The following is a 24,672-nucleotide window of genomic DNA, read 5'->3' as shown; positions in this document are numbered from 1 at the left end:
TATGCCCCTCTAATCCAGCGTAAAGTAGCTTTATAGGGTTGTCATTGAATAGCACTTTGAAGCTTGCCTAATGATACCGAGCTACACCTATAGCTAAGCGCCAGAGCTAAATGGTTCTGCACAAAAGATTAACAGCTAAACACAAGAGAATTGCTATGAACGCTGATTTACTTCGCTCTAAACAGGATGTTCGCCTTAGTGAACTGCTTCTTAAGGACCCTACCGTCAGTGCTGTTAATGAACAGATCGCACGGCGCGAAGGTCAGGGGCCGCAAGGAACACGTCGCCGACTATTAGCCACCTCAGTTCGACTTAGTAAAGCGATGGCGCCTGAGCTGCACAAGATGGCCGAAGAGTGTATTGAGCGTTTAGGCGTTAGTATTCCCGTTGAGCTTTACGCTTATTCAAGCCCACAATTTAATGCGGCCTGTGTAAAACCAGAAGAAGGGCGTTTGTTTATTATGTTCTCTTCGGCTTTATTGGATGGATTTGCTGAAGATGAGCTGCGATTCGTCATGGGACATGAGCTTGGTCATCATGTTTATGGACATCACGATATCCCTATTGGCTATGTTCTAAAAGGCCAAAAGCCTGCTTCGCCAGATCTTGCCTTAAGCTTAACGAGTTGGTCTCGTTACGCCGAAATATCAGCCGATCGTGCGGGGGCATATTGCACACAAAGTTTAGATGCGGTCGCTCGCTCACTTTTTAAGTTGGCTTCTGGTGTTACCAGCTCCGTAGTAAAATTTAATCTTGCCGATTTTTTAAGCCAAGTGGATGAAATGCAAACCGAAGACCAGCTTCCTGGTGCTGGGGCTCCGGTGCAGGATTGGTTTATGACTCATCCTTTTAGCCCATTGCGAGTTAAAGCATTGCAGATGTTTCACAACTCCTGCTTGATGAAAGACAAGGGTATTAGTGAAGATCAATTGGAGCTTGGTGTTGAGGGACTGATGGCATTGATGGAGCCAAGCTATTTAGAATCTAAAGCTGATGCGGCTATCGCTATGCGACATATGTTATTTGCTGGAACACTATTGATTGCCAATGCTAACGGCGAAATTTCTGCTGAAGAAATTAAAATCTTTGAAGATTTCTTTGGCAAGTATAAGTATAAAGAAAACTTCAATATGCAGCGTTTAGCAGAAGATTTGCCAAAACGCGCTGCTGCGGTAGTGGAGCAAAACTCAATACCTAAGCGTATGCAGCTGGTGCGCGATTTATGTGTTATGGCCCGGGCAGAAGGGCATGCTCGACTAAGCGAAGTGCATAAGCTCAAAGATATTGCTGAGCTGCTAGAAGTACCAGAGTTTTTCGTCGATCAATTATTAGCAGAAGAGGTTGATATTGCCTTGTCTTAATATTGGACGTTTGATGTTAGACGAGAGTTGTTAGTGCTTTGGTGGAAGGCGTGTGAGTTGGAGCAAGAGAATTAGGATGGCCAATGTCTAGCTCTGAAGGCGATCGTAATTTTGATGATTTGGTCGAGCATTTTGCTGGAAAAATCTATGGTGATAAAGGTCAACAGGGCAATATTGAAAAAGGGCGCCTGCGCCATGCTGTAATACGGCGAGATTTACTAGCCGAAATCCCTCAGCTGGAGGTGCCTGACAGCAGCGCTCAAATGCAGGTCTTGGATATTGGTGCGGGTCTAGGGCAGTGGGTGATTGAGTTGGCCGAACGTGGTTGCCGACTCACTTACAACGATATTTCTCAAAACATGATGTCCGCGGCACGGCAGCGAGCGGCTGAAGTGCTTCCTGCGCCAGTTTTTGAACAGCTGTCTTGGTTTGCCAAACCCTATCAAGAGCTGCAAGCCGATATAGCGGCTAACAGTCAGGACCTCATACTTTGCCATGCCCTAATAGAATGGCTAGAAGAGCCCGAGCAACTTCTGGCTAGGCTATATCATTGGATGAAACCTGGAGCACTGTTATCGCTTTGCCATTACAACCCCGCCGGAAAGCGCCTGCGAAACTTGGTGTTTGGCAATTTTAAGTCGGTAGAGCGTGAGCTGGCAGGTGACACTATTGATGCCAGTAAAGTGCGCGGTGGTCTTACCCCTAGCAACCCTAGTAGCATTGAGCAGATTGATCAATGGTTGTTAGCGGCGGGTTTTATCCCGCAAAGGCAATCTGGCATTAGAGTGTTTTCGGATTACACTTTGGACAAGCGTGGCGGTTTGTCTTCCCCTGAAGCTGTATTCGATATGGAAATGGCCATGAGCTTAGACAAGGATTTAGTGAGCAGCTCACGTTATCGACACCTTATTTTACGCAAGCCGAGTTAAAGTCCGCAGCCGCGATAATCAAGCTAACAATCTGCTACACTAGACCCAGTTCAGACAGCATTATGAAGATGTTTGGCTGCACATTTGGCAAATGTATTGTGAGTATAATTTTCGTTGTTCATTTGAGTGAGTTAACTGGTGCTTTCTTTTATTTTGGTAAACTGCATTACTGTGGCCCTGGTGGTCATGATTCACTACGAAATTCTACGGGCGCTTTCGCGTTTCTTGCCACTATTGCATATTATTCATCGCTACCGTATCGCGGTTGGTGTCATCGGCGCTCTCATTGCTCACACTATAGAGATTTGGATTTTCGCGGTCGTTTATTACTGGATGATACAAGAGCCTGCCTGGGGAAGTTTTGCGGGTGCCTTCAATAATACCTTTATGGATTGCGTGTATTTCTCTTTTACCAGTTATACCACGCTAGGCTTTGGTGATATCGAGCCCCATGGGGCGATACGCTACCTTACCGGCATTGAATCGTTAACAGGCTTAGTACTGGTTACTTGGAGCGCCTCTTTTCTGTTTTATGAGATGCAGAAATATTGGGAAGATAGCTAGTGCGCTTAGGGACGGCTCTACCAGCTGACATTACATTTGATCTAGAATCCAATCGTTGCCCAAACTGCCGTCTTCGCAAGCTGGCCTGCTTTTGTGAAAGCTGGCCCTTAATTGATTCTGCATTAAAGCTGGATATTCTTGTTCACGAGAAAGAGTTGAACAAGGAAAGTAATACCGCATTACTGATTTGGAAGTCGCTGCCTAATTCGCGCATGTTCTTCTGGCAAAGAAAGTTAATGGCATCATGTACGCATGATGACGCCATTGATGTTGATGATATTAATAATAAAGGAAGCATTTCAGAGCCGCTTCCCGTTTTGCTATTTCCTGCACGCTTTGCAAATCGTTATCAAGGGCAGGATTCAACATCTCATCCGATGTTGTCGCTAGAGCAGCTGAAGGGTCGAAGATTGTTACTCTTAGATGGCAGTTGGCAGCAGGTTCGTAAAATGTATCGTCAATCAAAGGCGCTGCAATTTTTACCTTGCTTTGAGCTTCCTATATCCACTGATTTTCCTATGGAGGCATTTAGTCTGCGTAGGAACCAGCAAGAGGGCGGGTTCTGTTCGGCGCAGGCCATTGCGCTATTACATTGGCATATGGCCGAAAAGAAACAAGCTAAGCAGATGCTGAAAGCGTTTAATCAGTTTGGTCGACATGTAGCGGCCAGCCGAAACAATCACGCTGTAAAAACTGAGCTCAAACACTATGAGAGGAACAATGCCAAGCTATTGTCTTGAGCAATTCGAGTTACAGTTAGTGCCAGAGGCAAGCTTGCCCTTGGTGACTAAGTTCTACAAGACTTGTCGCTACCCTGCAAAGGCGGGTAGAGGGGAAAGGGTTTATTGCCTGCGCTTAGAGGGGGAAATTGTTGCGGCGCTTAAGCTAATGCCTAAGAATTTTGCAGATGCGCCTTGGCTTTTTTTGAGGGCGATGTGTGTCCTTCCTCAAATGCAAGGGCAGGGGATCGGTAAAATTATGTTGCGGCTATTAAAGCCTTATTTTGACCAGGACGTATACTGCTACCCGTTTTCCCACTTAGAAAGCTTCTACGGTAGCATCGGATTTGCGAGACTTGCCCCTGAAGAGACGGCCGCTGAGATGAGCCATGCCTATCAGCGCTTATTAGATCAGGGCAGGGATGTTCTGATGATGTCTTGTGAGGCCGCTTCCTAGCGCAACAGCTCCGAAGTTGCGATCAAAGCACAACAATCTATAGCTCATTTGTTTTCCATCAATAGCTTGCAGGCGCTGGGAGCTACCATGCATTATTAGCTTGTGCTAATGTAGTGCCATCACTTAATAGAGGGTAAGCCCATGTTTATGAATATATTTGCCGAAAAACCTGCCTCACTAAGCAATATGTTGACTTTCACGCGTCTTCGAATGGCGGTCCTAGTTGTTTTCGCATCGCTTGTGGTGGCCTGTGGCTCGGTTGAGCCACAACAGTCCACTGATCAAGGCAGTACATTGTTAGAGTCCGTGCAAAGCTCTGATATAGAGGGGTTTGCTCAGTTAGGCCCTATTTATGCAGGGGGCTTGCCGAGCATTGAACAGCTAAATAGTTTTGCGGACAAAGGCGTTAAAACCGTTATTGATTTTCGTAGACCCCAAGAAGGTTTAGAGCAAGAGCAAGCCGAGTTGGCTAAATTGGGTGTAAACTACGTCAATATACCGCTTGGAAGAGAATTGGCAGCCGCTGAAGCTCAAGAAAAGTTCGCCCAGGCTTTTGCAGCCGCTAAGGGTGAGAAGGTATTATTGCACTGCCGCTCCGGAAATCGTGTCGGTATGGTTTGGTCTTTGTACCAAATTAACCAAGGTGTTGATGTTGAGCTTGCCATCGAGCAGGGTCGCGCTATGGGGATGAAATCCGGTTTTGAAAAAGCGGTAAGAGCATCACTTACAAAAGAATAGAACAAATATGATGGATCTCTCAGCTATGCAGGACAATGCCCGCGAGGCATCGTCCTTTTTGAAAAGTTTGGCAAACGAAAAGCGTTTGTTGATTTTATGTACCTTGGCGGATAAAGAACTATCGGTAAGCGAGCTTAATGCTCATATCGATATCAGCCAGTCTGCACTCTCTCAGCACCTAGCGTGGCTAAGAGAAGCTAAATTGGTTGCGACTCGTCGAGAGGCGCAAACCATTTATTATCGCCTAGAGGGTGAAAAAGCCCTTAAGGTGATAGGTGTGTTGAAAGACATTTTCTGCCCATAAGATTCAAACCCGCAGCGACAAGGCGACTCTAGCCTTTGCTCAACTTACTGGTCCGGCTGGGCCAAGTGTTTTTACGCCCCGATTAATTTTTAGTGATTTACAGCTTAGTCTACAGGTTAAAGTCCTTTTCGTGGTCTTAGGTGACACTGCCTGATTAAAAATTCAACGATTTTCCATTGTTTGGCTGCAATGAGCGGCAACTAAGCAGCTGTACCCATGGCGCTTTTCACCAAAGCCATGATGTTTTTTGCCACTGCGGGCGATTTCAAGGCTGTGTTAGTATCTGCCAGCAGTGACTACAAATAAGTAATGCCCCTTGGGAGTGATATATGAGTTTTACAGGTACCGATAAATACGTTGCCACCGATGATTTACGCATGGCAGTAAATGCGGCAGTAACTTTAGAGCGTCCGCTCTTGATTAAAGGTGAGCCGGGTACCGGCAAGACTATGCTGGCTGAAGAGGTGGCTGAATCTTTGGGTATGCGCCTGATTCAGTGGCATATCAAGTCGACGACTAAAGCGCAGCAAGGTCTATATGAGTACGATGCCGTGTCGCGCCTAAGAGATTCACAATTAGGCGATGATAAAGTTCACGATATCAAAAACTATATTAAAAAAGGTAAGCTTTGGGAGGCCTTTGAGGCTGAGGAGCAGGTTGTATTATTGATCGATGAGATCGATAAGGCTGATATTGAATTTCCTAATGATCTCTTAGTTGAAATCGATAAAATGGAATTTTTCGTTTACGAAACTGGCGAGACAATTAAAGCGAAAAAGCGACCGATTGTTATCATCACCAGTAATAACGAGAAAGAACTTCCGGATGCTTTCTTGCGCCGTTGCTTCTTCCATTACATCAACTTCCCTGATCGTGACACTATGATGCAAATCATTGATGTGCATTATCCTACAATTAAAGCTGATTTGGTGAATGAGGCTTTAGATGTATTTTTCGATGTTCGAAAAGTACCAGGCCTAAAGAAGAAGCCTTCCACCTCTGAGTTAATTGATTGGCTAAAACTGTTATTAGCCGATGATATTCCAGATGAAGTATTGAAGAACCGCGATGCGAGTAAGGCCATTCCGCCACTTTATGGTGCCTTGCTAAAGAACGAGCAGGACGTACACATGTTAGAGCGTCTGGCCTTTATGGTGCGCCGCGAAAGTCGCTCTTAATGCAACTTGCTTGCCCAAAAAACTTGCACAAATTAATGCAAAAAGGTTGCTAGCATGCTGGTTAATTTTTTTTATGGCCTGCGCAATGCCAATGTGCCGGTATCAATTAAAGAGTTGTTGGTACTGCTGGAGGCGCTGGAAAAGCATTTAGCCTTCGGCAATATAGATGATTTCTACCTTTTGTCGCGAACTTGCCTTATCAAAGATGAGAAGCACTTTGATAAATTCGATCGTGCTTTTGGAGCCTATTTTAAGGATCTCGATGGTCTTGACGATATCATTGAGGCCTTAATTCCTGAAGATTGGCTGCGGACTGAATTTCTCAAAAATCTAACTGAGGAAGAGAAAGCGCAGATTGAATCATTGGGTGGCCTAGAGAAGCTGATTGAAGAGTTTAAAAAGCGCTTAGAGGAACAGAAGAAACGCCATGAAGGCGGTAACAAATGGATTGGTACCGGCGGCACCTCACCATTTGGTCACAGCGGTTATAACCCAGAAGGCATTCGAGTTGGCGGCGAGAGTCGCAATAAAAAAGCCACTAAGGTTTGGGAGAAGCGGGAGTTTAAAAACCTTGATGATGAGGTAGAACTCGGCACTCGCAATATCAAAATGGCTTTGCGTAAACTGCGCAAGTTTGCTCGTCAAGGTGCGGAGGAGGAGTTGGATCTAGATGATACTATCCGCTCTACCGCCCGAAATGCTGGCCTGCTCGATATTAAAATGGTTCCAGAGCGTCACAATGCAGTTAAGGTTTTGCTGTTTTTTGATGTTGGCGGCTCTATGGATCCTTATGTGCGATTGTGTGAAGAGCTGTTTTCGGCCTGTAAAACCGAATTTAAGCATATGGAGTATTTTTACTTCCATAACTTTATCTACGATGGTGTTTGGAAAGACAATATGCGTCGTAACACCGATACAACAGCTTTGTTTGATGTATTGCATACTTACAGTAGTGATTACAAAGTCATCTTTATTGGCGATGCATCCATGGCGCCTTATGAGGTGAGTAGTCAATACGGTAGTGTGGAGTATATGAATGAAGAGCCAGGCTATGTTTGGATGAATCGTCTAACCGAAACCTTCGATAAGGTTATTTGGTTGAATCCTACGGCTAAAAAGTATTGGCGCTATACCCAGACCATCGACATGATTAAAGACTTGGTAGATGGCCATATGTACCCGCTTACTTTGGAAGGCTTGGACGAAGGTATCAAGTTCTTGTCGAAATAGGCTGTTTTCTTTGCTTTTCCCACTAGCGCCTTTTAGGAGGCGCTAGCCTTTCTGATTTATATCAAAATCTCTCTACCTGCACTGATTTAAGCTAGGGCTTGTCAATTACAATAAGCCGAGGGTTGAGACTATGTCATTGGAACAAATACGCGATCAGTTGTTGGCTAGACAGGCAGAGCTGGAAGGTCGCTTAAGTCGTGTTGAAGAGCATGTAAGCCATCGTAAGGAGCCATTGTCTGCAGATTTTGCAGAGCAAGCTGTCGAGCGCGAAAATGACGAGGTGCTTGAGGCGATAGGTTGTGAGGTAAGTAATGAATTGGCTCAAATTAGACAATCTCTGCGCCGGATAGACGAGGGCGGCTACGGCAGTTGCGAGCGCTGTGGCGAAGATATCGCCATCGAGCGCCTGAATATCGTGCCCCATACCGTTTATTGTATTCGCTGTGCAGTGGGTTAGCTTGCCGGTGATCGCTATTCCATGGGCAGTTGAAGTGTAAAACTGCAGCCGCGCTCTTGGTTTTGGCAGCTCAAGTGCCCGCCAAGTTGCTGGCTGCTGTTGTTGAACGCCGCATGCAATCCTAGGCCTACATTCTGAGCTTTCGCGGCTACAAAGGGGTCAAAAGCGGTATTGAGTAGCTCTTCACTTAAACCAAGGCCATTATCTTTAACCTTTACGATAAGTGCTTGGTCGGTGAGTTCATATTCGATATGAATTTCAGCATCCGGCTGTTCGTGTTCAAATGCGTGTTCTAGGGCATTTTGGAGTAATTCTTTAAGCACATAGAATAGGGCGTTTTCCTTGCAATGCGCTTGCAAGTCTTCTGGGCCATCGATAAATAAGCGAACTTTTCCCGCAATGAACTGCTGCTGTAATTGTGCGACTACCTTTTCTATAAGGCTGTATATCTTAACGGCTTTTGCTTTTTCTTCCTGTTCATTACCGGCTAGTAGCTTGAAATTGCTAATCAATTGATTGAGGCGCTCAAGATTATTGTGCATCAGTGTTTCGGCACCGCTCAGTTTTCGCGAGAGCTTGTTTTTATTCCCGCTAGCCTCTTCTGGCAATGCAGCAATGCTTTGCTTGCTACAATCACTAATAACTGAGTGTGCCATGCTGACAACACCTAAAGGGGTGTTTAGCTCGTGGGCCATCCCTCTTACTAGGCGACCTAGTGAAGCATGTTTTTCACTGGCAACCAATTGTTCTTGTGTGCGGCGTAAATTGTCCAGCGAGTCCCTGAGCTCTTCAGTTCTTAAATCGACTTCGGCTTCAAGGATGCGCTTACGATTTTGCAGGTGGCGCACTCTAAAGTGGAAAAGTAGGCCAATAACTAGCACGATCAAAATAAGTGCCAGTATTTTAAACCACAAGGTTTCATACCAAGCAGCGCTGATATTGATTGGTATGGACAGGGTATTTGAGCTCCATTCGCCGGCTCTATTACTGGCTCGAATATGCAGTTCATAACGGCCTGGATTTAAATTCGTATAGGTCGCTAAACGTTGACTGGCGTCGCTTGGTATCCACTGTTTATCATAACCTTCGAGTCGGTAGGCATAGCGCGTGCGCAATGGGTCAGCATAATCAAGTGCGGCAAAGCTAACTGAAAAACCATGGTCATTGGGTGCTAAGGTGATCTCAGCTGTTGGCTTTAAAAGCTCTCGACCATCAATATCAACTCGATTGATAATCAGTGGTGGTTGATACTGTGAATAGTGATATTGGGCAGGCTTTAGAATGCTGACGCCATTAGCGCCGCCAAAAATAAAGTTACCTGAGCGAGTTTTAACAGAAGCCATGGGGCGGCGAATTCTATGGAATACCCCGTCTGCTCGGTTCAATAATTGTGTTTTTCCTTCGCTGAAGTTAAACACAAAGTTGGCGCCCCAATAGCGGCCATCAGGGCCTGGGAAGGACTCGACATTGCTGAAATGATCGCCGGGAATTTTCTTCGCGTCGAGCTCTTTAGTTCCGGCTGTTATGGTTAATTGATACCAAGCTGATTGGCTAACCAGAATAATTTCGCTGTCACTTTGTCTGTGCAGAGCGAGAATTCGTTGGTCTTTTAGATGTTTGGCTAGATCACCTTTAAGGTCAATTTTTTGCAGTTTCTTTGCACCTTTCGCTAGGTAAAATAGTGCTGAGGGACCACCTAACCATAGATCGCCATTGTGCATGTAGGCTTTGTAGTAAAGCGCTGCTGTTATTGAAAATTCGCTGCCGGATATCTTGTCTAATCGTTGCTTGTCTTTATTGAACCGATTTAAGCCTCGGCGTGTTAAAACAATTAAATCGCCGTTCGCTTCTGGAAACAGGCGAAATATTTTATTGGAGTATAGTCCGTCAGTAGTGGTGAACTGCTCTAGGGGGCCATTGGGTTTGTGGCTGTTCTTTAGCCGGTATAAGCCGCGATTTAGTCCACCTAACCAAATGTTGCCATCGCGGTCCTCGGCAATCGCTTTGATGGTGCCTTCTTGCAGTGCTCCAGCTTGCCCAATGGCAGGCATTATTCTGGCAATCTTACCTTTACTTGGGTCAAAGACATCTACGCCCTTGCCGTAGGTTGAAAACCATAACTGTTGTTCGCTGTCTTCGTAAATCGCGTAGATATCATTGTGGCTTAAGCTATGAGGGTTTTCTGGGTTATGCGCTAGGCTACGAGAAAAATTATTGGCTATGTTGATTCGGCTCAGGCCTTTCCCTAGGGTGGAAATCCACAGGAGTCCAGACTGATCCAGTAAAAATGCACCAGCATTATTGCTGTCAAAGCTCGCGTCACTGCTCTGGCTGTGGCGGTGGCTGCCTTTGTGTTTACCGCTTTGTTCATCAAAAATTAAGATTCCGCTGCGGGCGCTACTCATCCAAATATCGCCATTGGGAAGTTGGATGATGTCTTTGATCCAATCGTTACTGTCGAGTTTTTCTATGTTGCCTGAGTTTGTTAGTCGGTAGGCCCCTTTGCCGAAAGTGCCAAACCATAGGTTTCCGTTTTGGCTTTTAAATATTTTGGTTAGGGTTTGTTGGCTGAGTTTTACCATCCCAACGTTTCGAAACATTGGGTCGATGGTTGAATTTTTAAGATCTAATCGATCCACTCCAGCGGTACTTCCGATCCAAAGTTGCTCTTTGTCCTCATCTAGGTAGAGCGCACTGACCACCGTTGCGCTAAGTTGTGGTAGCTCACGCTTGTTTGTTGTTCGCTTGTTCCTGCTGAAGTTAAGCAGCTTGCCTTTTTGTAGGTGGAATTTGCAGATGCCATTACTAGAGCCCAGCCAGGCTTCATTGGCGTTTAGGGGGATAATTTCATTGATCGAGGGGTTGCTGCTTTGGGTGTTGGATTTAAAGGAGTAGTGTTGATAGCTTCTACTGCTGGGGTCTAATACATAAAGACCTGAAGCTGCCGTACCCATCCAAATCTTGCCGTCTTGGGCGATGGCTACTTTGCGTACCCAATGATTGGGGAGCTTTTCTCCATGTTGATTGTAGTAGGGGGCGGCAATAACTTGGTAGCCATCGTATTGATAAAGCCCCTCATAGGTGGCTATCCAAATAAGGCCGTTTTTACCTTGAGCAAGATCGGTAATGGTGGGTAGCTCATAATTTCCCTCTAGCACGGTCTCAAAATAGGGAGAGCCTAGATCGAAAATATCAGCATCTTTTGTCGCCTGCGCATAATGACAGGCAAGCAAGCTAATGCATAACAGCATTGTGAGGATAGGGCTTCTTACTACCATAGCTAAATACAGTTAAGGTAAACGCTATCTGCTGACAGATTACCTTGTTAATGCGAGCTTCCCATCCTTGTGAGCCATCCGGTTTGTGCAATGCTATTCGCTTTAAGGCTAAATAGCATACTTCTCATCAATTATCGGCGGCGCACTTTAGCAACTTCAATCATATTATTGCTAATACGGGTCGTTTCAAGCTGGAACTTCCCTAAGCTAAAGCCCATATGGCCAGCTGGAATTGATTCGATATGTTCTAAAATTAGACCATTAAGTGTCTTTGGTCCATCTACGGGTAAATCCCAGCCTAATTGCTTGTTGATATCCCGAATTGACGTGCTGCCCTCGATGGCGTACCAGTCATTTTCCAAGGCGCTGATTTCTTGCTGCTCTTCTTCGGCTAGGTTGGTAGTGAAATCGCCAACGATCTCTTCGAGCAGGTCCTCTAGGGTAACAATGCCTTGTACATCGCCGTATTCATCGACAGCAATGGCTATACGACGCTTTTCTTTTTGGAAGTTAAGAAGTTGCACGTGTAAAGGCGTTGATTCCGGCACAAAATAAGGCTCCCTGGCAAAGCGTTTAATGGCTTCGTGGGTGATGGTTTCATCACCACCGTAGATAAACTTAGCCGCGTTGCGCAGGTGCATAACACCGATAATGTTATTAATGTCCCCTTCATAGACGGGCAGGCGAGTGTACGCGCTGCTGCGAATCTGCTCCATCAGGGTGGGAACATCCTCTTCGATGTCTAAGCCGACAACTTCGTTGCGGGGCACCATAATGTCTTCGACAGTGGCTTTTTCCAGGTCGAGGATATTAAGCAGCATGCCTTGGTGTTGGTCTGGGATCAGATCTCCAGCTTCATCAACGGCTGTGCGCAGCTCTTCAGGCCTTAGAAGCTCATTGGCATTATCGCTAAGTGGATTAACGCCAAAAAGGCGAGCCAGCCTATTAGAGATGCCATTGACCAGCCAAACTGCCGGGATTAATAAAATCAGAAGAGGGCGCAAAACCCAGCTTGCCGGAAAGGCAATTTTTTCGGGGTGCAAGGCAGCGATGGTTTTTGGGGTGACTTCTGAAAAGATTAATACAACCAAGGTGAGCAGCACCGTGCTCCAGATAATGCCAGCTTGGCCATACAGCGTTGTCGCTATTACAGTGGCAATGGCAGCGGCGGCATTATTAACAAGGTTGTTGCCAATTAAAATAACACCGATGAGCCGGTCGGGGCGTTGTAGTAGCTTTGAAACTCGCTTGGCACTGCTGTTGCCCTTATTGGCGAGGTGCCGAAGACGGTATCGGTTGATCGCCATCATGCCGGTTTCAGAGCTGGAAAAGAATGCGGAAAGTAAGACTAAAACAGCCAATGCTGCAAACAGCAGGCTTATGGGGATCTCGTTCAAGAAAGGTTAAACCTAGGTCACTATTATTAGGTGCAATAGTGAAGCAGTCTCTTGGTAGAATCAAGCCTGAAATTCAATCTACAAGGCTTGAATTGCAGCTTTACAAAATTAACTCCACTACCAACTTGCTGCCAAAATAAGCCAACATAAGGGCGATAAAGCCCCCTAGGGTAAATCGAATGGCGGTGTTGCCACGCCAGCCCTTGTAATGTCGACCAAATAGCAAGGTGGCATAGATCAACCAAGAAGCAATTGAGAAGAAGACTTTATGGGCCAGTGCCTGCTCGGGGTCTACTTGCACAAAGAAGGTGCCGGTAAGAATCGAGATGCTTAATAATACAAAGCCAACCCAAAGCAATTCGAACAATAACGCTTCCATGGTTTGCAGTGGTGGGAGTAGGCGTACCATTCCACCTATTTGTTTACTGCGCAATTGGTGGTTTTGATAGGCCAATAAGAGCGCTTGCATGGTGGCGATAGTGAGCAAGCTGTAGGCCAATAGCGACAGCAAAATATGAATGCTGGTGGCCGTATTGAGTTGCAGGCTCTGTTCGTCTCCACCAAATAGTAGGGTGCAGGCAATGGCAATCACGCTCATTGGGCTGACTAGCAATAGAACATTTAAAGTAGGCTTTCGCAGGCTGCTGATCAGAATAATAATATTGATTAGCCAAACTAACAGTGAAGGCACTTTGAAAAAGCTGAGTAGGATTTGGCCTCCATCAATAAACTGGAAGGCCAGGCCGGCGCCATGAAACAGCAGGGCAGGAATTAGCAGGCTACGAAGGTGCTTGGGCTTGGCAGCGTGTTGATGTCTGATCTCGGCAATAATAAATGCAAAGATGCCTAAATAGCAGGCAATGGCGAGAGCTAAACTAACCGTGGTGGACATCAGTCGCAGATTCCTTCGTTGTAGCGCATAAGGTCAGCCGCTAAGTGTGTCATAAGGCGCGCTTAATGAGAAGTTTTATCACTGTTTCTATGCTGACCGAGGCATTGCCCTCTGTTATACTGCCGTTCTTTTGCGTCCGCCATTGTGGCGACTGATCAAAGATTAATCCAAAGGCCTGCAGCGCCTTTATGCCGGAGTTGTAACAGCATCATGTTCGACAATTTAAGTGATCGTCTTTCCCACTCGCTAAAGAGTATTACCGGTAAGGCTCGTCTCACCGATGACAATATTAAAAGTACCTTGCGCGAAGTTCGCAAGGCCTTACTGGAAGCCGATGTTGCTCTGCCCGTCGTAAAGACCTTTGTGGATCGCGTGCGCTCCAAGGCTATTGGCTCCCAAGTTGCTAAGTCTTTAAACCCTGGGCAGCAGTTTCTTAAGATTGTAGAAACAGAGCTTATCGATGTGATGGGGGCTGCCAATGAGTCCCTTAATCTAGCTGCACAGCCACCGGCCGTGGTGTTAATGGCGGGCTTGCAAGGTGCGGGTAAAACCACCTCTGTGGCTAAGCTTGCTCGTTTCTTGCGTGAGCGCGAGAAGAAGAAGGTCTTGGTGGTCAGTGCGGATATATACCGTCCGGCGGCGATTCAGCAGTTGGAAACCTTGGCTGGCGAAGTTGAAGTGGAGTTTTTCCCTTCTACTACTGAGCAAAAGCCGGTGGATATCGCCACGGCGGCAATTGATCATGCGAAAAAGCAGTTTATCGATGTGGTGATTGTCGATACCGCAGGTCGCTTGCATATCGACGATACCTTGATGGAGGAAATCCAGGGACTGCATGCAGCAATTAATCCGGTAGAAACCCTGTTTGTTATCGATGCCATGATTGGTCAGGATGCAGTAAATACTGCCAAGGCCTTCAATGAGGCTTTGCCATTAACTGGTGTGATCTTAACCAAGGCTGATGGTGATGCGCGCGGTGGTGCGGCTTTATCTGTGCGCCAGGTGACAGGTAAGCCAATTAAGTTTATCGGTGTGGGCGAAAAAGTGGATGCCCTAGAGCCGTTCCACCCAGACCGAATTGCTAGTCGAATCCTGGGCATGGGTGACGTTATGTCGCTTATTGAGCAGGCTGAGCAGAAGATTGATAAGGCCAAGGCTGAGAAACTCGTTAAAAAGGTTCAAAAGGGCCAGAAGTTCGATCTTGAAGATCTCAAAGAGCAATTCCAGCAAATGAAGAATATGGGTGGCATGGGCTCGATGCTTGATAAGCTGCCTGGTATGGGAAATATGTCCCAGATGGTTGATGAAAACGCCATGGGCAAGCAGTTTGGCCAAATGGAGGCGATCATCAATTCTATGACGCCGGCTGAGCGTCGTAATCCGGATTTATTGAATGGCTCCCGTAAGCGCCGCATTATTGCGGGTTCTGGTACCCAGATGCAGGATCTTAATCGTCTATTAAAGCAGCATAAGCAGATGGCTAAAATGATGAAGAAGATGAAAGGCGGTGGCATGGCTAAGATGATGCGTGGCCTAGGCGGTATGATGGGCGGCGGCGGTGGAATGCCACCCGGCGGTATGCCGCCAGGTGGCGGCTTACCTCCAGGCTTTGGTCGTTAAGCCATCTGGCTAGTGGATACTGAAAGGCACCTAAGGGTGCCTTTTTCGTTATTAAAAGCTTTGCTTTGTGGGCTTTCCTTGCTGCTCCAGTTCCAGTATAATGCCGCGCCTTCTTCGGGCTATAAGCGTTTGCGCTGGCTCGAGAAGGTACTGACTATTGTTCATGCCGTGAGGCAGCACATTGTAAATATAGTAGGAAGACTTACATGGTAAGCATTCGATTAAGCCGTGGTGGCTCTAAAAAGCGTCCTTTTTATCACTTGACTGTAACTGACTCTCGCAATCCGCGTGACGGTCGTTACCTAGAGCGCGTTGGTTTCTTTAACCCTGTAGCTCGTGGTCAAGAAGAGCGTCTACGTGTAGATGCTGAGCGTGTTGATTACTGGGTAGGCCAAGGCGCCCAGATCTCTGATCGCGTTCGCAAGCTGTTAAAAGAAGCAGCGGCAGCTTAAGGCTGTTTAGTCCAATGGCTAGTTCGTCGTCAAATTTGCTTACTGTTGGGCGTATTAACGGGGTATTTGGTATTAAAGGTTGGGTGAAAATCCATTCTGATACCGAGCCTCGGGAAAACATATTTGAGTACTCTCCATGGTGGTTGAAGACCCGTCATGGAGTGAAGCCGGTAGAAATTGATGAGTTTAAAACTCACGGCAATGGTTTGATCGCCCATATTAAGGGTGTTGATGATCGTACCTTGGCAGAAGGTTTTACCAAGGTTGATATTGCTGTTGAGCGCAATCAAATACCGGACTTGGAAGATGGTGAGTATTACTGGCACCAGCTGGTAGGGCTCAAGGTTATAACTGAGCACGGTGGTTCGCCACAGTTGCTTGGTAAGGTGCAAAAGCTAATGGCAACGGGTGCAAATGATGTGCTGGTTGTTAAAGGGGATAAAGCTGAGCTTGGCAGTATTGATAACAAAGAGCGTTTGTTACCTTATGTGCCAGAGCAGTTTGTGATCTCAGTGGATTTGCAAGCTGAAGAAATTCGGGTCGATTGGGACCCAGAATTTTAACAGCAGTTTTGTGGTTTAAATTTAGGAGGCAGGTATGCGCATTGCCGTAGTCACTTTGTTTCCTGAAATGTTCGATGCAGTAAGCCGCTACGGTGTATCCGGGCGAGCTTGTGAACAGGGCGTTTTGGATTTACGTTGTTTTAATCCAAGGGCGCATACCCAAGACCGGCATCAAACTGTAGATGATCGTCCCTACGGCGGTGGACCTGGGATGCTGATGATGATTCAGCCTCTCAGTGACGCGATTAGCGAAGCAAAGGCTTGGGCGCAAGCCGATGGTCAATCTGCTCAGGTGGTGTATATGTCACCTCAAGGTAGGGTTTTTGATCAGGATGCAGCCCAGCAATTTGCCGCAGCAGATGCTGGCAACCTAGTGTTGTTAGCGGGTCGTTACGAAGGTGTCGATGAACGACTTATTCAGGCTCAAGTAGATGCTGAATGGTCGATTGGAGATTATGTCCTAAGTGGTGGCGAGTTGGCGGCAATGGTGGTGCTTGATGCCATTACTCGGCTTTTGCCGGGTGCTTTAGGGCATCAATTGTCGGCCGAGCAGGACTCTTTCAGTGATGGTTTGCTGGATTGTCCGCACTACACCAGACCAGAAGTTTTTCAAGGTCAATCGGTTCCTGCGGTGTTATTGTCAGGTAACCATGAAAAAATTCGCCAATGGCGGCTCAAGCAATCATTGGGTAGAACCTGGCAGCGACGGCCAGATCTATTGGAAAAGTTATCGTTAGACGAGGAGCAGCTAAAGCTGCTGGCTGAATTTAAAGCCGATCTCGATACACTATGAACTGATGTCGAATTGACATTGATATAGACTCGCTGTGAAGCGACAAGAATAGACTGACTTTTGAGGAGTCAATCATGAGCAGCAAAATTATTCAGGAATTGAATAACGAACAATTGAAAAAAGATGTACCTGAGTTCGCTCCAGGTGACACTATCGTTGTTCAAGTAAAAGTAAAAGAAGGTAACCGTGAGCGTCTACAGGCCTTTGAAGGTGTTGTAATTGGTAAGCGTAATCGTGGTTTGAACTCTGCTTTCACCGTTCGTAAGATTTCTCACGGTGTTGGTGTAGAGCGTACCTTCCAGCTTCATTCTCCACTGGTTGACAGCATTACTGTTAAGCGTCGTGGTGATGTTCGTCAGGCTAAGTTGTACTACTTGCGCAACTTGACTGGTAAGGCAGCTCGTATTAAAGAGAAGCTTAACTAAGCTCTTTTTAAGTGTTGCGAAAAAGCCGGCTAACAGCCGGCTTTTTTGTGTCTGTTCAATTGCTGTTGTTTGTTCGCGCTAATTGCCTGGGTTTGCGCGCTGTCCGTTTTCACCATCTAATTTTGGGGTTTTACCCAAATAGCTTTAAATTGCTTGCTGCTTTTAGCGATTTTGTCACTGGGTTCTGTTCTGGAACGTGTTATTTTTTCTGAATGAGATGGATGGAGTGATTATGAATATGTTTGCAGCGGATACCCATTTAGAAGAAATTTCAGAGGGTTGCTATCGAGCCCAGGTATCAAGTAACTGGTCAATTATGTCGGCGCCCAATGGTGGTTATCTTATGGCTTTGCTGGGCGAGGCCATGAGTCGCTATGCAAAATTGGCAGCACCGGTACAGATTACTGTGAACTACAGCGCTAAAACCCAAGAGTTGGCGCCCTTAGATATACAGGTAGAGCGATTCGCCCTGAGTCGTCAGTTCGATCGCTTGCAGGCGACAGCAAGGCAGGGCGATAGGGTAGTTTTGCAGGCCTTTGGTACCTTTATGGCCGATTATGAGAAAGAGCATAACGGTGAAGAAAAGCTTTTGAATCTTGCCCCAAAAGAAGAGTGCAAAACCCGAGCGGGCATGCCGGGTTTAACGGTGTTTGATCAAGTTGAAATGCGTTTAGATCCTGCCACTGCGGGATGGACCAAGGGTGATACGGCAGAATTTTCTGAAATCTATGGTTGGATGCGAATTCCATCGGTGGAGCAGTGGAGTGCTACCTCACTAATGATGGCCTGCGATACCTGCCCGCCATCTATTTTTGTCAGCCATGGTGCCTTAGGCTGGGTGCCGACTATTGAAATGAGTGTCCATATTAAAGATATTCCAAAATCTCAGTGGCTCAAAGCTCGCTTTCATAGCAAGTATTTAGGTAAGAGTTTGCTGCAAGAAGATGGTGAGCTTTGGGATGAGGATGATAATCTTGTGGCGGTATCACGACAATTAGCGCAGTTTATCCGTGCTTAGCACTGTCGCCTTCAGATTGTAGTCTTAAACAAAAAAGCGAGCCTGTGGCTCGCTTTTTTATTTGTGGGGCTTAGCGCATGGCGGCGCACTTGGTATTATAAATTTTTTGCCCTTTGGTTCTTGTAGCTTTAATAATTTGAACCATTTGATTCGGTGCATTACTAAACTGGCCGGAGTGTTTGCCGCGGCGTAATTCTGAAATAGCTTCGGCAACGCGGATACCCTTAATGACGCGACCAAATACGGTATAGCCTTCGTTATCGCCAATATCCAAATGTTTATTGTTGTTAACATTGATGTAAAACTGCGATGAGCCTGAATCAGGGTCGTCACCAAGTCTCGCCATAGCAACGCTGCCGCAGCTGTTGCTTAAGCCATTTGCTGATTCATTTTTAATAGGGTCGTCGGTTTCTTTTTTGCTGAAATCAAAACCAAAACCACCGGTTTGAATCATAAAGCGTGGCATAACTCGGTGAAAGATTAATCCGTCATAGAAGTGTCGGTCGACATATTTCAAAAAATTCTCGACAGCAATGGGGGATTTATCTGGGTAAAGTTCCAAATAGATATCGCCCATGGTGGTTTGCAGTTTGATCTGCGGTCTTTTCTCACTCCAGGCCTGCGCGCTGAACAGTAAGCTGATACATAGGCCGATCAGGAAAAAAGATTGCTTTAAATTATTGAAAGGTTTCATGTTGTCTTAACCCCACTCCGAGTGGCGACGACGTGGACGAATAGCGGGCACGATTAAAGTGATTAGCACGCCGAGTGCCACCGCTCCGGCGCCATACATAAACCACGTTTGACTATCTTCTTTTTTCAATCGTTCGTTTTCAGCCTGGGCTACATCAAGTTCCGTTTGTAAAAGCTGATGATCTTTAGCCAGTTGCTGGTAGTTGTCATTTAGATCGATGGCGTTAGCGGAGATCTGTTTAATCTGGTTTAGCTCGCTGCTCAAGGCGGATGAGCCTTGTTCGGAATTGCTTAGCTGTTTCTTTAAGCTTTCGTTTTCATCCTTGAGTGCTTTAAGCTGTGCGGCAGCTTGTTGGTAGCGCTCATCGCTGCGCAGGGCCTTCTGGGCAGCACTATCTAGCTTTAGTGCCGCAATGGGTTCGTCCGCAAGATACTGATTTGGTACCCAGCCGATATCACCGTTTTCAAGTTTTACCTGGCTCCAGTTTTCTTCGCTCTGCATCAGGCTTAGGCGAGTGCCGGATTTTAGGCCTCGATGCAAAATGGTATGTTGATTACTTGGCCCTTTGCGCATTGGTACATAAAGAACGTCGGATATCCAGCGGGATTCTTGTGCAAAGCTGGGTATGGCAAACAAGCAGCTGGCAATAGCGCCACTGCTTATGGCAATTTTTACAAGTTGGTTTCGGGTCATGCTCTTAATTCTTTTAATATTTTAATGGGGCGGTTAGGGCAATACTTTTTTAAATGGCTTTACTTTGACTTTGGCGTAGACGCCGGCACTTACATAGGGGTCTTGGTCGGCCCATTCTTGTGCGGCATTGAGGCTTTCAAACTCGGCGACAACTAAGCTGCCGCTGAATCCGGCTTCGCCAGGATTATCACTATCTATTGCTGGGTGGGGGCCAGCAATTAATAAGCGGTCTTGCGCTTTTAACTCTTCAAGTCTTGCAAGATGATCTGGTCTTGCAGCTAAGCGTTTCTCTAAGCTGTTGTCGATGTCTTCGCTGATAATGGCGTAATACATGTTTATCCTTGTCGATCGGCTATTGATCTACCACGATGTCATCTAGGCTTAAGCCCGATAAGCGCGTGATGGATCGAAATACATAAAAAAGCGTGCCCATCATGATGATGGTGGCCGGTACCGCAATTACCGGAAAGCTCAATGCGGTCATCTTGCCTAGCTCAGCATTGAAGGCTTCGGTGCCCGGTTCGCTAACGAGTAGCATCTTGGCCAAAATATAATTAAGTGCGGATGACAAAAAGAATGAGCCAGCCAGCATGATCGATGCGTTACGCATGGCCTTATTAAAGTCATCCATTTTGCCGCGCTCTTGCAAAGCGGCTTCAACTTTATCAGTTTGCAAAAATTTATCGTTGTATAAAAATGTTCGCACTAAAGGGTATTTGGTTTTTATTGAAATCAAAACAGCAAGACCTATTAAGCCCGGAATGGCGGCCTCTTTGATAGCAATATATTCCGGCGGTAACTCCATCAGGCTCATGCCGCCAGTTAGCGCTACGCTGATGATTCCAAGGGCTGAGAAAAAGTTAATCTTGCCGTTGCGAATTAAATCGTTAGCACCATATAAGATGGGAAATGCCAACGCGACAATGATGGCGAGCTTAGTTCCAAGATAATCGTCGCCGCTTAATTTGGTTAAGACTAAAGTCGGGATGACAATGTTCAATAGTAAGTTGGCCAACAAGCTTTCTTTCTTGGGTTTATTGGCTGGGATGGCGGCCGGCGTTTCTATGGGCTCGCTGGTATTGGTTTCGCCGTTATCGGCTGGGTTCGATTCTTTGATGTTCACAATAGCATCTTAATTCTTAGTGCTTAGTTAGACGAAAACACTGGCGTTCAAAAATTGAGCGCTTGTGGGGGATTCGTGTTTTATCCTAGCTAACGCGGTACAATGTTAATGTAGTATAAGGTTAACGCAGTACAATGTTGCTGTTTTAACGGCTAATAGCCGTTATCTCTTATAGCCTAGGAGCGACATGAGCAAAATATATGACCTGCACAGCCACAGTGACTACTCGGACGGTATTTTAAGCCCTTCTGAGCTGGTGTCGAGGGCATATGAGCAATCTGTTAACGTGCTCGCACTTACTGACCACGATACTTTAGCTGGAATTGCCCAAGCCCAGGCCGCTGCGAGCAGCTGCGGCTTAGACCTCATTCCTGGTATAGAGTTCTCCTGCCAGTGGAATGGGCGTGGGATTCATATCGTTGGCTTGAATATCGATACAGGCAATGAGCAGTTGTTAAGCGCTGTTGAAGAGCAGCGCCAGCGCCGTGAATTGCGTACAGAGACGATTGCGAAAAAGCTGCACAAGGTGGGCATTGAAGGCAGTTTGCACTGGGTGCAGCAAAAGGCCGGCAAAGGCACTATTGGGCGCCCACATTTTGCTCAGTTTTTGGTCGAAAAGGGGCATGTAAGAACGATTAATCTTGCCTTCAAAAAGTACTTAGGCGCAGGTAAGCCAGGCGATGTTAAAAACTTATGGCCCAATATAGAAGATGTCTGCGGTTGGATTCGGGCTGCAGGCGGCCATGCGGTGTTGGCTCATCCAGATAAGTACAAGTTGACCCGAACCAAATTGCGCGAGTTATGTGCCGATTTTAAAGAGGCCGGTGGAGCCGCCATTGAGATTGTCAGTGGTAAGCAGCAGGCTAATGTGACTCAGAATATTATGGGTTTAGCCAAGGAATTTGACTTGCTTGGTTCACTGGGTAGTGATTTTCATCAGCCGCATCAGCCTTGGCAGGAGCTTGCTTGCTGCGGGGTTCTGCCAGAGGGCGTTAAGCCGGTTTGGCAAAATTGGGGCTGAACTGAGATTGAGTAGCAAGCCACATAGTTATTGAATTTAAGCGTTTGACGCTCGCTTTGGGCGCAAGTGAAAACCAGATTTATTGTAGGAGTGCCTTGTGGCTCAGTTTTTCCAAATTCACCCTGATAACCCCCAGGGCCGTTTAGTTAACCAAGCGGCTGATATCCTGCGAGGTGGGGGCTTGGTCGCCTTTCCAACAGATTCGGCCTATGCGATCGGTTGTCATCTGGGTGATAAGAAGGCGGTTGATCGCATTCGCCAAATTAGGCAGTTAGATAAGCATCATAATTTTACCCTTATGTGCCGCGATCTATCCGAGTTGGCGACCTATGCTAAAGTCAGCAATAGCGTATTTAGAATGCTAAAGGCCCATACCCCTGGCGCTTACACCTTTGTGCTGGAGGCCACCAACGAGGTGCCTCGCCGAGTCATGCATCCCAAGCGTAAAACCATCGGTCTTCGTGTGCCCGACAACAATATCGCTTTGGAGCTGATTGCCGCGCTTGGCGAGCCGCTAATGACCTCAACGCTGATTATGCCGGGTGACGAGTATCCGTTGACGGATCCTTATGACATCCGCGAAACCTTAGAGCATCAGCTCGATTTAGTGGTCGATGGTGGTTATTGTGGAATGGAAGCAACCACGGTCATTGATCTTACGGGGGAGACCCCAGAGCTCATTCGCCAAGGTTGCGGAAGCTTCGACGACTTTATGTCTTAAGCTAGGCTTTCTTAGGCCTCTTCGCCCTGCAGGGGCTTTTCTATTGGGATCGTCGAAAGGCTTTAGTGCTTTTCTTAGCTCTGTTGCCAGACTCTGATTGCCGTTATAATGCCCCGTTTTCATCCATCAAAACAGGTATCCGGGTGACGGACGAACTAGAAGAATTAGCAGGCGCCGAGATGGCGACTGACACTGCTGAATCAGTGTCTGAGCCAGAAACACCTGCCGACCAAACAGACGAGCCAGTGCAAGCTTCCACAGAGCAAGCCAGTGCCGAGCCGGCGGAAACGTTAAGTAAAAGCCCCCCTAGCCAAGGAGAAATGCCCTTTGCCATTGTCGATGGTAAAGAGATGACCACCTTGCCGAAGGATTTGTATATTCCGCCAGACGCTCTAGAAGTAATTCTAGAGGCTTTTGAAGGGCCTTTGGATTTACTGCTTTATCTGATTCGACGTCAAAACATCGATATCTTGGATATTAATGTCGCTGAGATTACCGCTCAGTATATGCAGTATGTCGAGCTGATGGACGCGATGCAGTTTGAGCTGGCCGCTGAATATTTGCTAATGGCGGCTATGCTTGCCGAGATTAAATCTCGTATGTTGTTGCCTAGAAGCAACGAGGTGGAAGAAGACGAGGATGATCCACGCGCCAACTTGATCCGCCGTTTGCAGGAATACGAGCGCTTTAAGAAGGCGGCTGAAGATATTGATGAGCTGCCGCGTGTTGGTCGTGATATTCATCAGGGCTCAGCCCAACCGCCAGATCGCAACTTGACTCGACCTGAGCCGGAGGTGGATCTGAAAGAGGTCTTATTGGCACTGTCAGAAGTGTTGCGTCGTGCTGATATGTTTGAAAGCCACCACGTAGAAAAAGAGCGACTCTCGACTCGCGAGCGCATGGGGCAAGTGTTGGATAGCTTAAGCCACAAGCAATTTGTTCCCTTTGTGAGTTTGTTCACTGTTGAAGAGGGCCGGCTGGGCGTTGTGGTGACATTTTTGGCGGTGATGGAGCTTATTAAAGAGTCTTTGGTTGAGATTGTCCAAAGCGATGCATTTGGTGCTATTCATGTTAAGGCTCGTGCGCAATAAACGCGTAAACAGTTAAGGATAATATTTATTAATGAACGATAAAATTCTGCTGCGCAAAATTATTGAAGGGGCTTTGTTAGCGGCTGCACAGCCACTAACCGTTAAACGCTTGCATGAGCTATTTTTGGTCAAAGATGACGAGGAAGATCAAGAGCCACCAGCGAAAGATGAAATTCAAGCGGCATTAGAAGATATTCAGGCTGATTGTAAAGATCGAGGTTATGAGCTGGTGGAGGTCGGTTCCGGTTGGCGTTTTCAGGTTGTAGCTGATACGGCCAAATGGGTAAACCGCTTATGGGAAGAGAAACCACAAAAGTATTCCCGTGCGCTGTTGGAAACTTTAGCCTTAATTGCTTACCGCCAGCCGATTACACGCGGTGATATTGAAGAGATTCGAGGTGTCGCGGTCAGCTCCCATATTATTAAAACGCTAACCGAGCGTGAATGGGTGAAGGTAGTTGGGCACCGTGATGTGCCAGGGCGACCATCACTATATGCGACAACCAAACAGTTTCTGGATTATTTTAATCTCAATAGTTTGGAGCAATTGCCAAGTTTGAGTGAAATTGCCGATCTGGAAAAAATGAACCCAGAGCTGCAATTAGATGAGGGGATGGAGATTCCACCTACTAAGGATCTCCCCATCGATCCAGATGCAGAAGCCGAAAAAGCCGAGGCCGAGCGTCTTGCCACTGAAGCTGAGGCGGATGAAACCGAAGCTGATGAGACGCAGAACAATGAGCTTGAAGATTCAGAACTTGAGAATGATGAGTCTGAAAGTGTTGAAGGCGATGTCGCTGACAACGAACAGCAAGTAGATGCAGATTTAGAAGGCTCAGCACTTGAAGAGTCAGAGTCAGAGAACACACTAGAAGCCGAAGCCGAAGCCGAAGCCGAAGCCGAAGCCGAAGCCGAAGCCGAAGCCGAAGCCGAAGCCGAAGCCGAAGCCGAAGC

At 46.7% G+C, this 24,672-nt stretch carries 27 protein-coding genes; 20 read left to right on the top strand and 7 right to left on the bottom strand.

The features are described from left to right. Positions 1-155: 155 nt before the first annotated feature. The 10 genes from Q1A41_RS19875 (at position 156) to Q1A41_RS19830 (ending at position 7,937) form a co-directional block, all read left to right on the top strand. A complete protein-coding gene (locus tag Q1A41_RS19875; protein WP_299982812.1) occupies positions 156-1,361 on the top strand; it encodes a M48 family metallopeptidase in 1,206 nt (401 codons plus the stop codon). An 83-nt stretch (positions 1,362-1,444) separates the two neighbouring features. Continuing rightward, positions 1,445-2,290: a methyltransferase domain-containing protein gene (locus tag Q1A41_RS19870; protein WP_299982809.1), complete on the top strand. Its 846-nt coding sequence runs from the start codon at positions 1,445-1,447 to the stop codon at positions 2,288-2,290. 186 nt (positions 2,291-2,476) lie between these two features. Further along, complete coding sequence (locus tag Q1A41_RS19865; RefSeq protein ID WP_299982806.1) at positions 2,477-2,854, top strand: potassium channel family protein; 378 nt, start codon at positions 2,477-2,479, stop codon at positions 2,852-2,854. After that, positions 2,854-3,594 (top strand): tRNA-uridine aminocarboxypropyltransferase, encoded by a 741-nt coding sequence (locus Q1A41_RS19860; RefSeq protein WP_299982803.1) that lies wholly within the window; start codon positions 2,854-2,856, stop codon positions 3,592-3,594. The genes Q1A41_RS19865 and Q1A41_RS19860 overlap by 1 nt, the downstream gene beginning before the upstream one ends. After that, a complete protein-coding gene (locus Q1A41_RS19855; RefSeq protein WP_299982800.1) occupies positions 3,575-4,030 on the top strand; it encodes a GNAT family N-acetyltransferase in 456 nt (151 codons plus the stop codon). The genes Q1A41_RS19860 and Q1A41_RS19855 overlap by 20 nt, the downstream gene beginning before the upstream one ends. 141 nt (positions 4,031-4,171) lie before the next feature. Further along, positions 4,172-4,768, top strand: a complete 597-nt coding sequence (locus Q1A41_RS19850; RefSeq protein ID WP_299982797.1) for a sulfur transferase domain-containing protein — start codon at positions 4,172-4,174, stop codon at positions 4,766-4,768. A 7-nt stretch (positions 4,769-4,775) separates the two neighbouring features. Then, entirely contained in the window at positions 4,776-5,072 is a 297-nt protein-coding gene (locus Q1A41_RS19845) for a metalloregulator ArsR/SmtB family transcription factor (protein ID WP_299769848.1), read from the top strand. 329 nt (positions 5,073-5,401) lie between these two features. Next, a complete protein-coding gene (locus tag Q1A41_RS19840; RefSeq protein ID WP_299982794.1) occupies positions 5,402-6,250 on the top strand; it encodes a MoxR family ATPase in 849 nt (282 codons plus the stop codon). A 54-nt stretch (positions 6,251-6,304) separates the two neighbouring features. Continuing rightward, positions 6,305-7,480, top strand: coding sequence for a VWA domain-containing protein (locus tag Q1A41_RS19835; RefSeq protein ID WP_299982791.1), 1,176 nt, complete (start codon positions 6,305-6,307; stop codon positions 7,478-7,480). 130 nt (positions 7,481-7,610) lie between these two features. After that, complete coding sequence (locus Q1A41_RS19830; protein ID WP_299982789.1) at positions 7,611-7,937, top strand: TraR/DksA family transcriptional regulator; 327 nt, start codon at positions 7,611-7,613, stop codon at positions 7,935-7,937. Between the two features lie 14 nt (positions 7,938-7,951). Here the strand turns inward: Q1A41_RS19830 and Q1A41_RS19825 are convergent, their stop codons facing one another. The 3 genes from Q1A41_RS19825 to ccsA all read right to left on the bottom strand — a co-directional run bounded on the left by Q1A41_RS19825 (position 7,952) and on the right by ccsA (position 13,504). Then, positions 7,952-11,188, bottom strand: a complete 3,237-nt coding sequence (locus tag Q1A41_RS19825) for a sensor histidine kinase (protein WP_299982788.1) — start codon at positions 11,186-11,188, stop codon at positions 7,952-7,954. 158 nt (positions 11,189-11,346) lie between these two features. Beyond that, positions 11,347-12,612, bottom strand: a complete 1,266-nt coding sequence (locus tag Q1A41_RS19820) for an HlyC/CorC family transporter (RefSeq protein ID WP_299982786.1) — start codon at positions 12,610-12,612, stop codon at positions 11,347-11,349. A gap of 100 nt (positions 12,613-12,712) precedes the next feature. Beyond that, positions 12,713-13,504, bottom strand: coding sequence for a cytochrome c biogenesis protein CcsA (gene ccsA / locus Q1A41_RS19815; protein WP_299982784.1), 792 nt, complete (start codon positions 13,502-13,504; stop codon positions 12,713-12,715). 210 nt (positions 13,505-13,714) lie between these two features. On the opposite strand from ccsA, the gene ffh reads away from it, so the two are divergent. From ffh to Q1A41_RS19785, 6 genes are all read left to right on the top strand, one after another. Beyond that, positions 13,715-15,124, top strand: a complete 1,410-nt coding sequence (gene ffh, locus Q1A41_RS19810; RefSeq protein ID WP_299982782.1) for a signal recognition particle protein — start codon at positions 13,715-13,717, stop codon at positions 15,122-15,124. A gap of 206 nt (positions 15,125-15,330) precedes the next feature. Further along, positions 15,331-15,576 carry a 30S ribosomal protein S16 gene (rpsP, locus tag Q1A41_RS19805; protein ID WP_299982780.1) on the top strand — a complete coding sequence of 82 codons (246 nt, stop codon included), beginning with the start codon at positions 15,331-15,333 and terminating at the stop codon, positions 15,574-15,576. A 14-nt stretch (positions 15,577-15,590) separates the two neighbouring features. Then, on the top strand, positions 15,591-16,139 hold the full coding sequence (gene rimM, locus Q1A41_RS19800; RefSeq protein ID WP_299982778.1) for a ribosome maturation factor RimM: 549 nt from the start codon (positions 15,591-15,593) through the stop codon (positions 16,137-16,139). Positions 16,140-16,173: 34 nt separating this feature from the next. Next, entirely contained in the window at positions 16,174-16,932 is a 759-nt protein-coding gene (trmD, locus tag Q1A41_RS19795) for a tRNA (guanosine(37)-N1)-methyltransferase TrmD (protein WP_299982776.1), read from the top strand. A gap of 74 nt (positions 16,933-17,006) precedes the next feature. Further along, positions 17,007-17,357, top strand: coding sequence for a 50S ribosomal protein L19 (rplS, locus tag Q1A41_RS19790; protein ID WP_299982773.1), 351 nt, complete (start codon positions 17,007-17,009; stop codon positions 17,355-17,357). Positions 17,358-17,589: 232 nt separating this feature from the next. After that, positions 17,590-18,375, top strand: a complete 786-nt coding sequence (locus Q1A41_RS19785; protein WP_299982770.1) for a thioesterase family protein — start codon at positions 17,590-17,592, stop codon at positions 18,373-18,375. A 70-nt stretch (positions 18,376-18,445) separates the two neighbouring features. On the opposite strand, the gene Q1A41_RS19780 is transcribed toward Q1A41_RS19785, so the two are convergent. Genes Q1A41_RS19780 through Q1A41_RS19765 form a run of 4 tightly spaced genes read right to left on the bottom strand, consistent with a single transcriptional unit; the run spans position 18,446 to position 20,810 of the window. Further along, a complete protein-coding gene (locus tag Q1A41_RS19780; RefSeq protein ID WP_299982767.1) occupies positions 18,446-19,069 on the bottom strand; it encodes a peptidylprolyl isomerase in 624 nt (207 codons plus the stop codon). A gap of 6 nt (positions 19,070-19,075) precedes the next feature. Further along, positions 19,076-19,762 (bottom strand): TIGR04211 family SH3 domain-containing protein, encoded by a 687-nt coding sequence (locus tag Q1A41_RS19775; protein WP_299982764.1) that lies wholly within the window; start codon positions 19,760-19,762, stop codon positions 19,076-19,078. Positions 19,763-19,795: 33 nt separating this feature from the next. Next, complete coding sequence (locus Q1A41_RS19770) at positions 19,796-20,095, bottom strand: YciI family protein (RefSeq protein ID WP_299982761.1); 300 nt, start codon at positions 20,093-20,095, stop codon at positions 19,796-19,798. Between the two features lie 19 nt (positions 20,096-20,114). Further along, the gene (locus Q1A41_RS19765) at positions 20,115-20,810 is read right to left on the bottom strand and encodes a VC0807 family protein (protein WP_299982838.1); all 696 of its coding nucleotides are present in this window, start codon (positions 20,808-20,810) and stop codon (positions 20,115-20,117) included. 262 nt (positions 20,811-21,072) lie between these two features. Between Q1A41_RS19765 and Q1A41_RS19760 the strand changes: the two genes are divergently transcribed. The 4 genes from Q1A41_RS19760 to scpB all read left to right on the top strand — a co-directional run. Then, positions 21,073-21,906 carry a PHP domain-containing protein gene (locus Q1A41_RS19760; protein WP_299982758.1) on the top strand — a complete coding sequence of 278 codons (834 nt, stop codon included), beginning with the start codon at positions 21,073-21,075 and terminating at the stop codon, positions 21,904-21,906. Positions 21,907-22,003: 97 nt separating this feature from the next. Continuing rightward, positions 22,004-22,627 carry an L-threonylcarbamoyladenylate synthase gene (locus Q1A41_RS19755; RefSeq protein ID WP_299769799.1) on the top strand — a complete coding sequence of 208 codons (624 nt, stop codon included), beginning with the start codon at positions 22,004-22,006 and terminating at the stop codon, positions 22,625-22,627. Between the two features lie 143 nt (positions 22,628-22,770). Continuing rightward, a complete protein-coding gene (locus Q1A41_RS19750; RefSeq protein WP_299982755.1) occupies positions 22,771-23,718 on the top strand; it encodes a ScpA family protein in 948 nt (315 codons plus the stop codon). A gap of 31 nt (positions 23,719-23,749) precedes the next feature. Beyond that, a partial coding sequence (gene scpB / locus Q1A41_RS19745) for an SMC-Scp complex subunit ScpB (RefSeq protein WP_299982752.1) occupies positions 23,750-24,672 on the top strand: 923 nt, incomplete at its 3' end.

It is taken from the genome of uncultured Pseudoteredinibacter sp. (assembly GCF_947502065.1).
GTDB lineage: Bacteria > Pseudomonadota > Gammaproteobacteria > Pseudomonadales > Cellvibrionaceae > Pseudoteredinibacter.
This window is presented reverse-complemented; position numbering and strand designations above follow the sequence as displayed.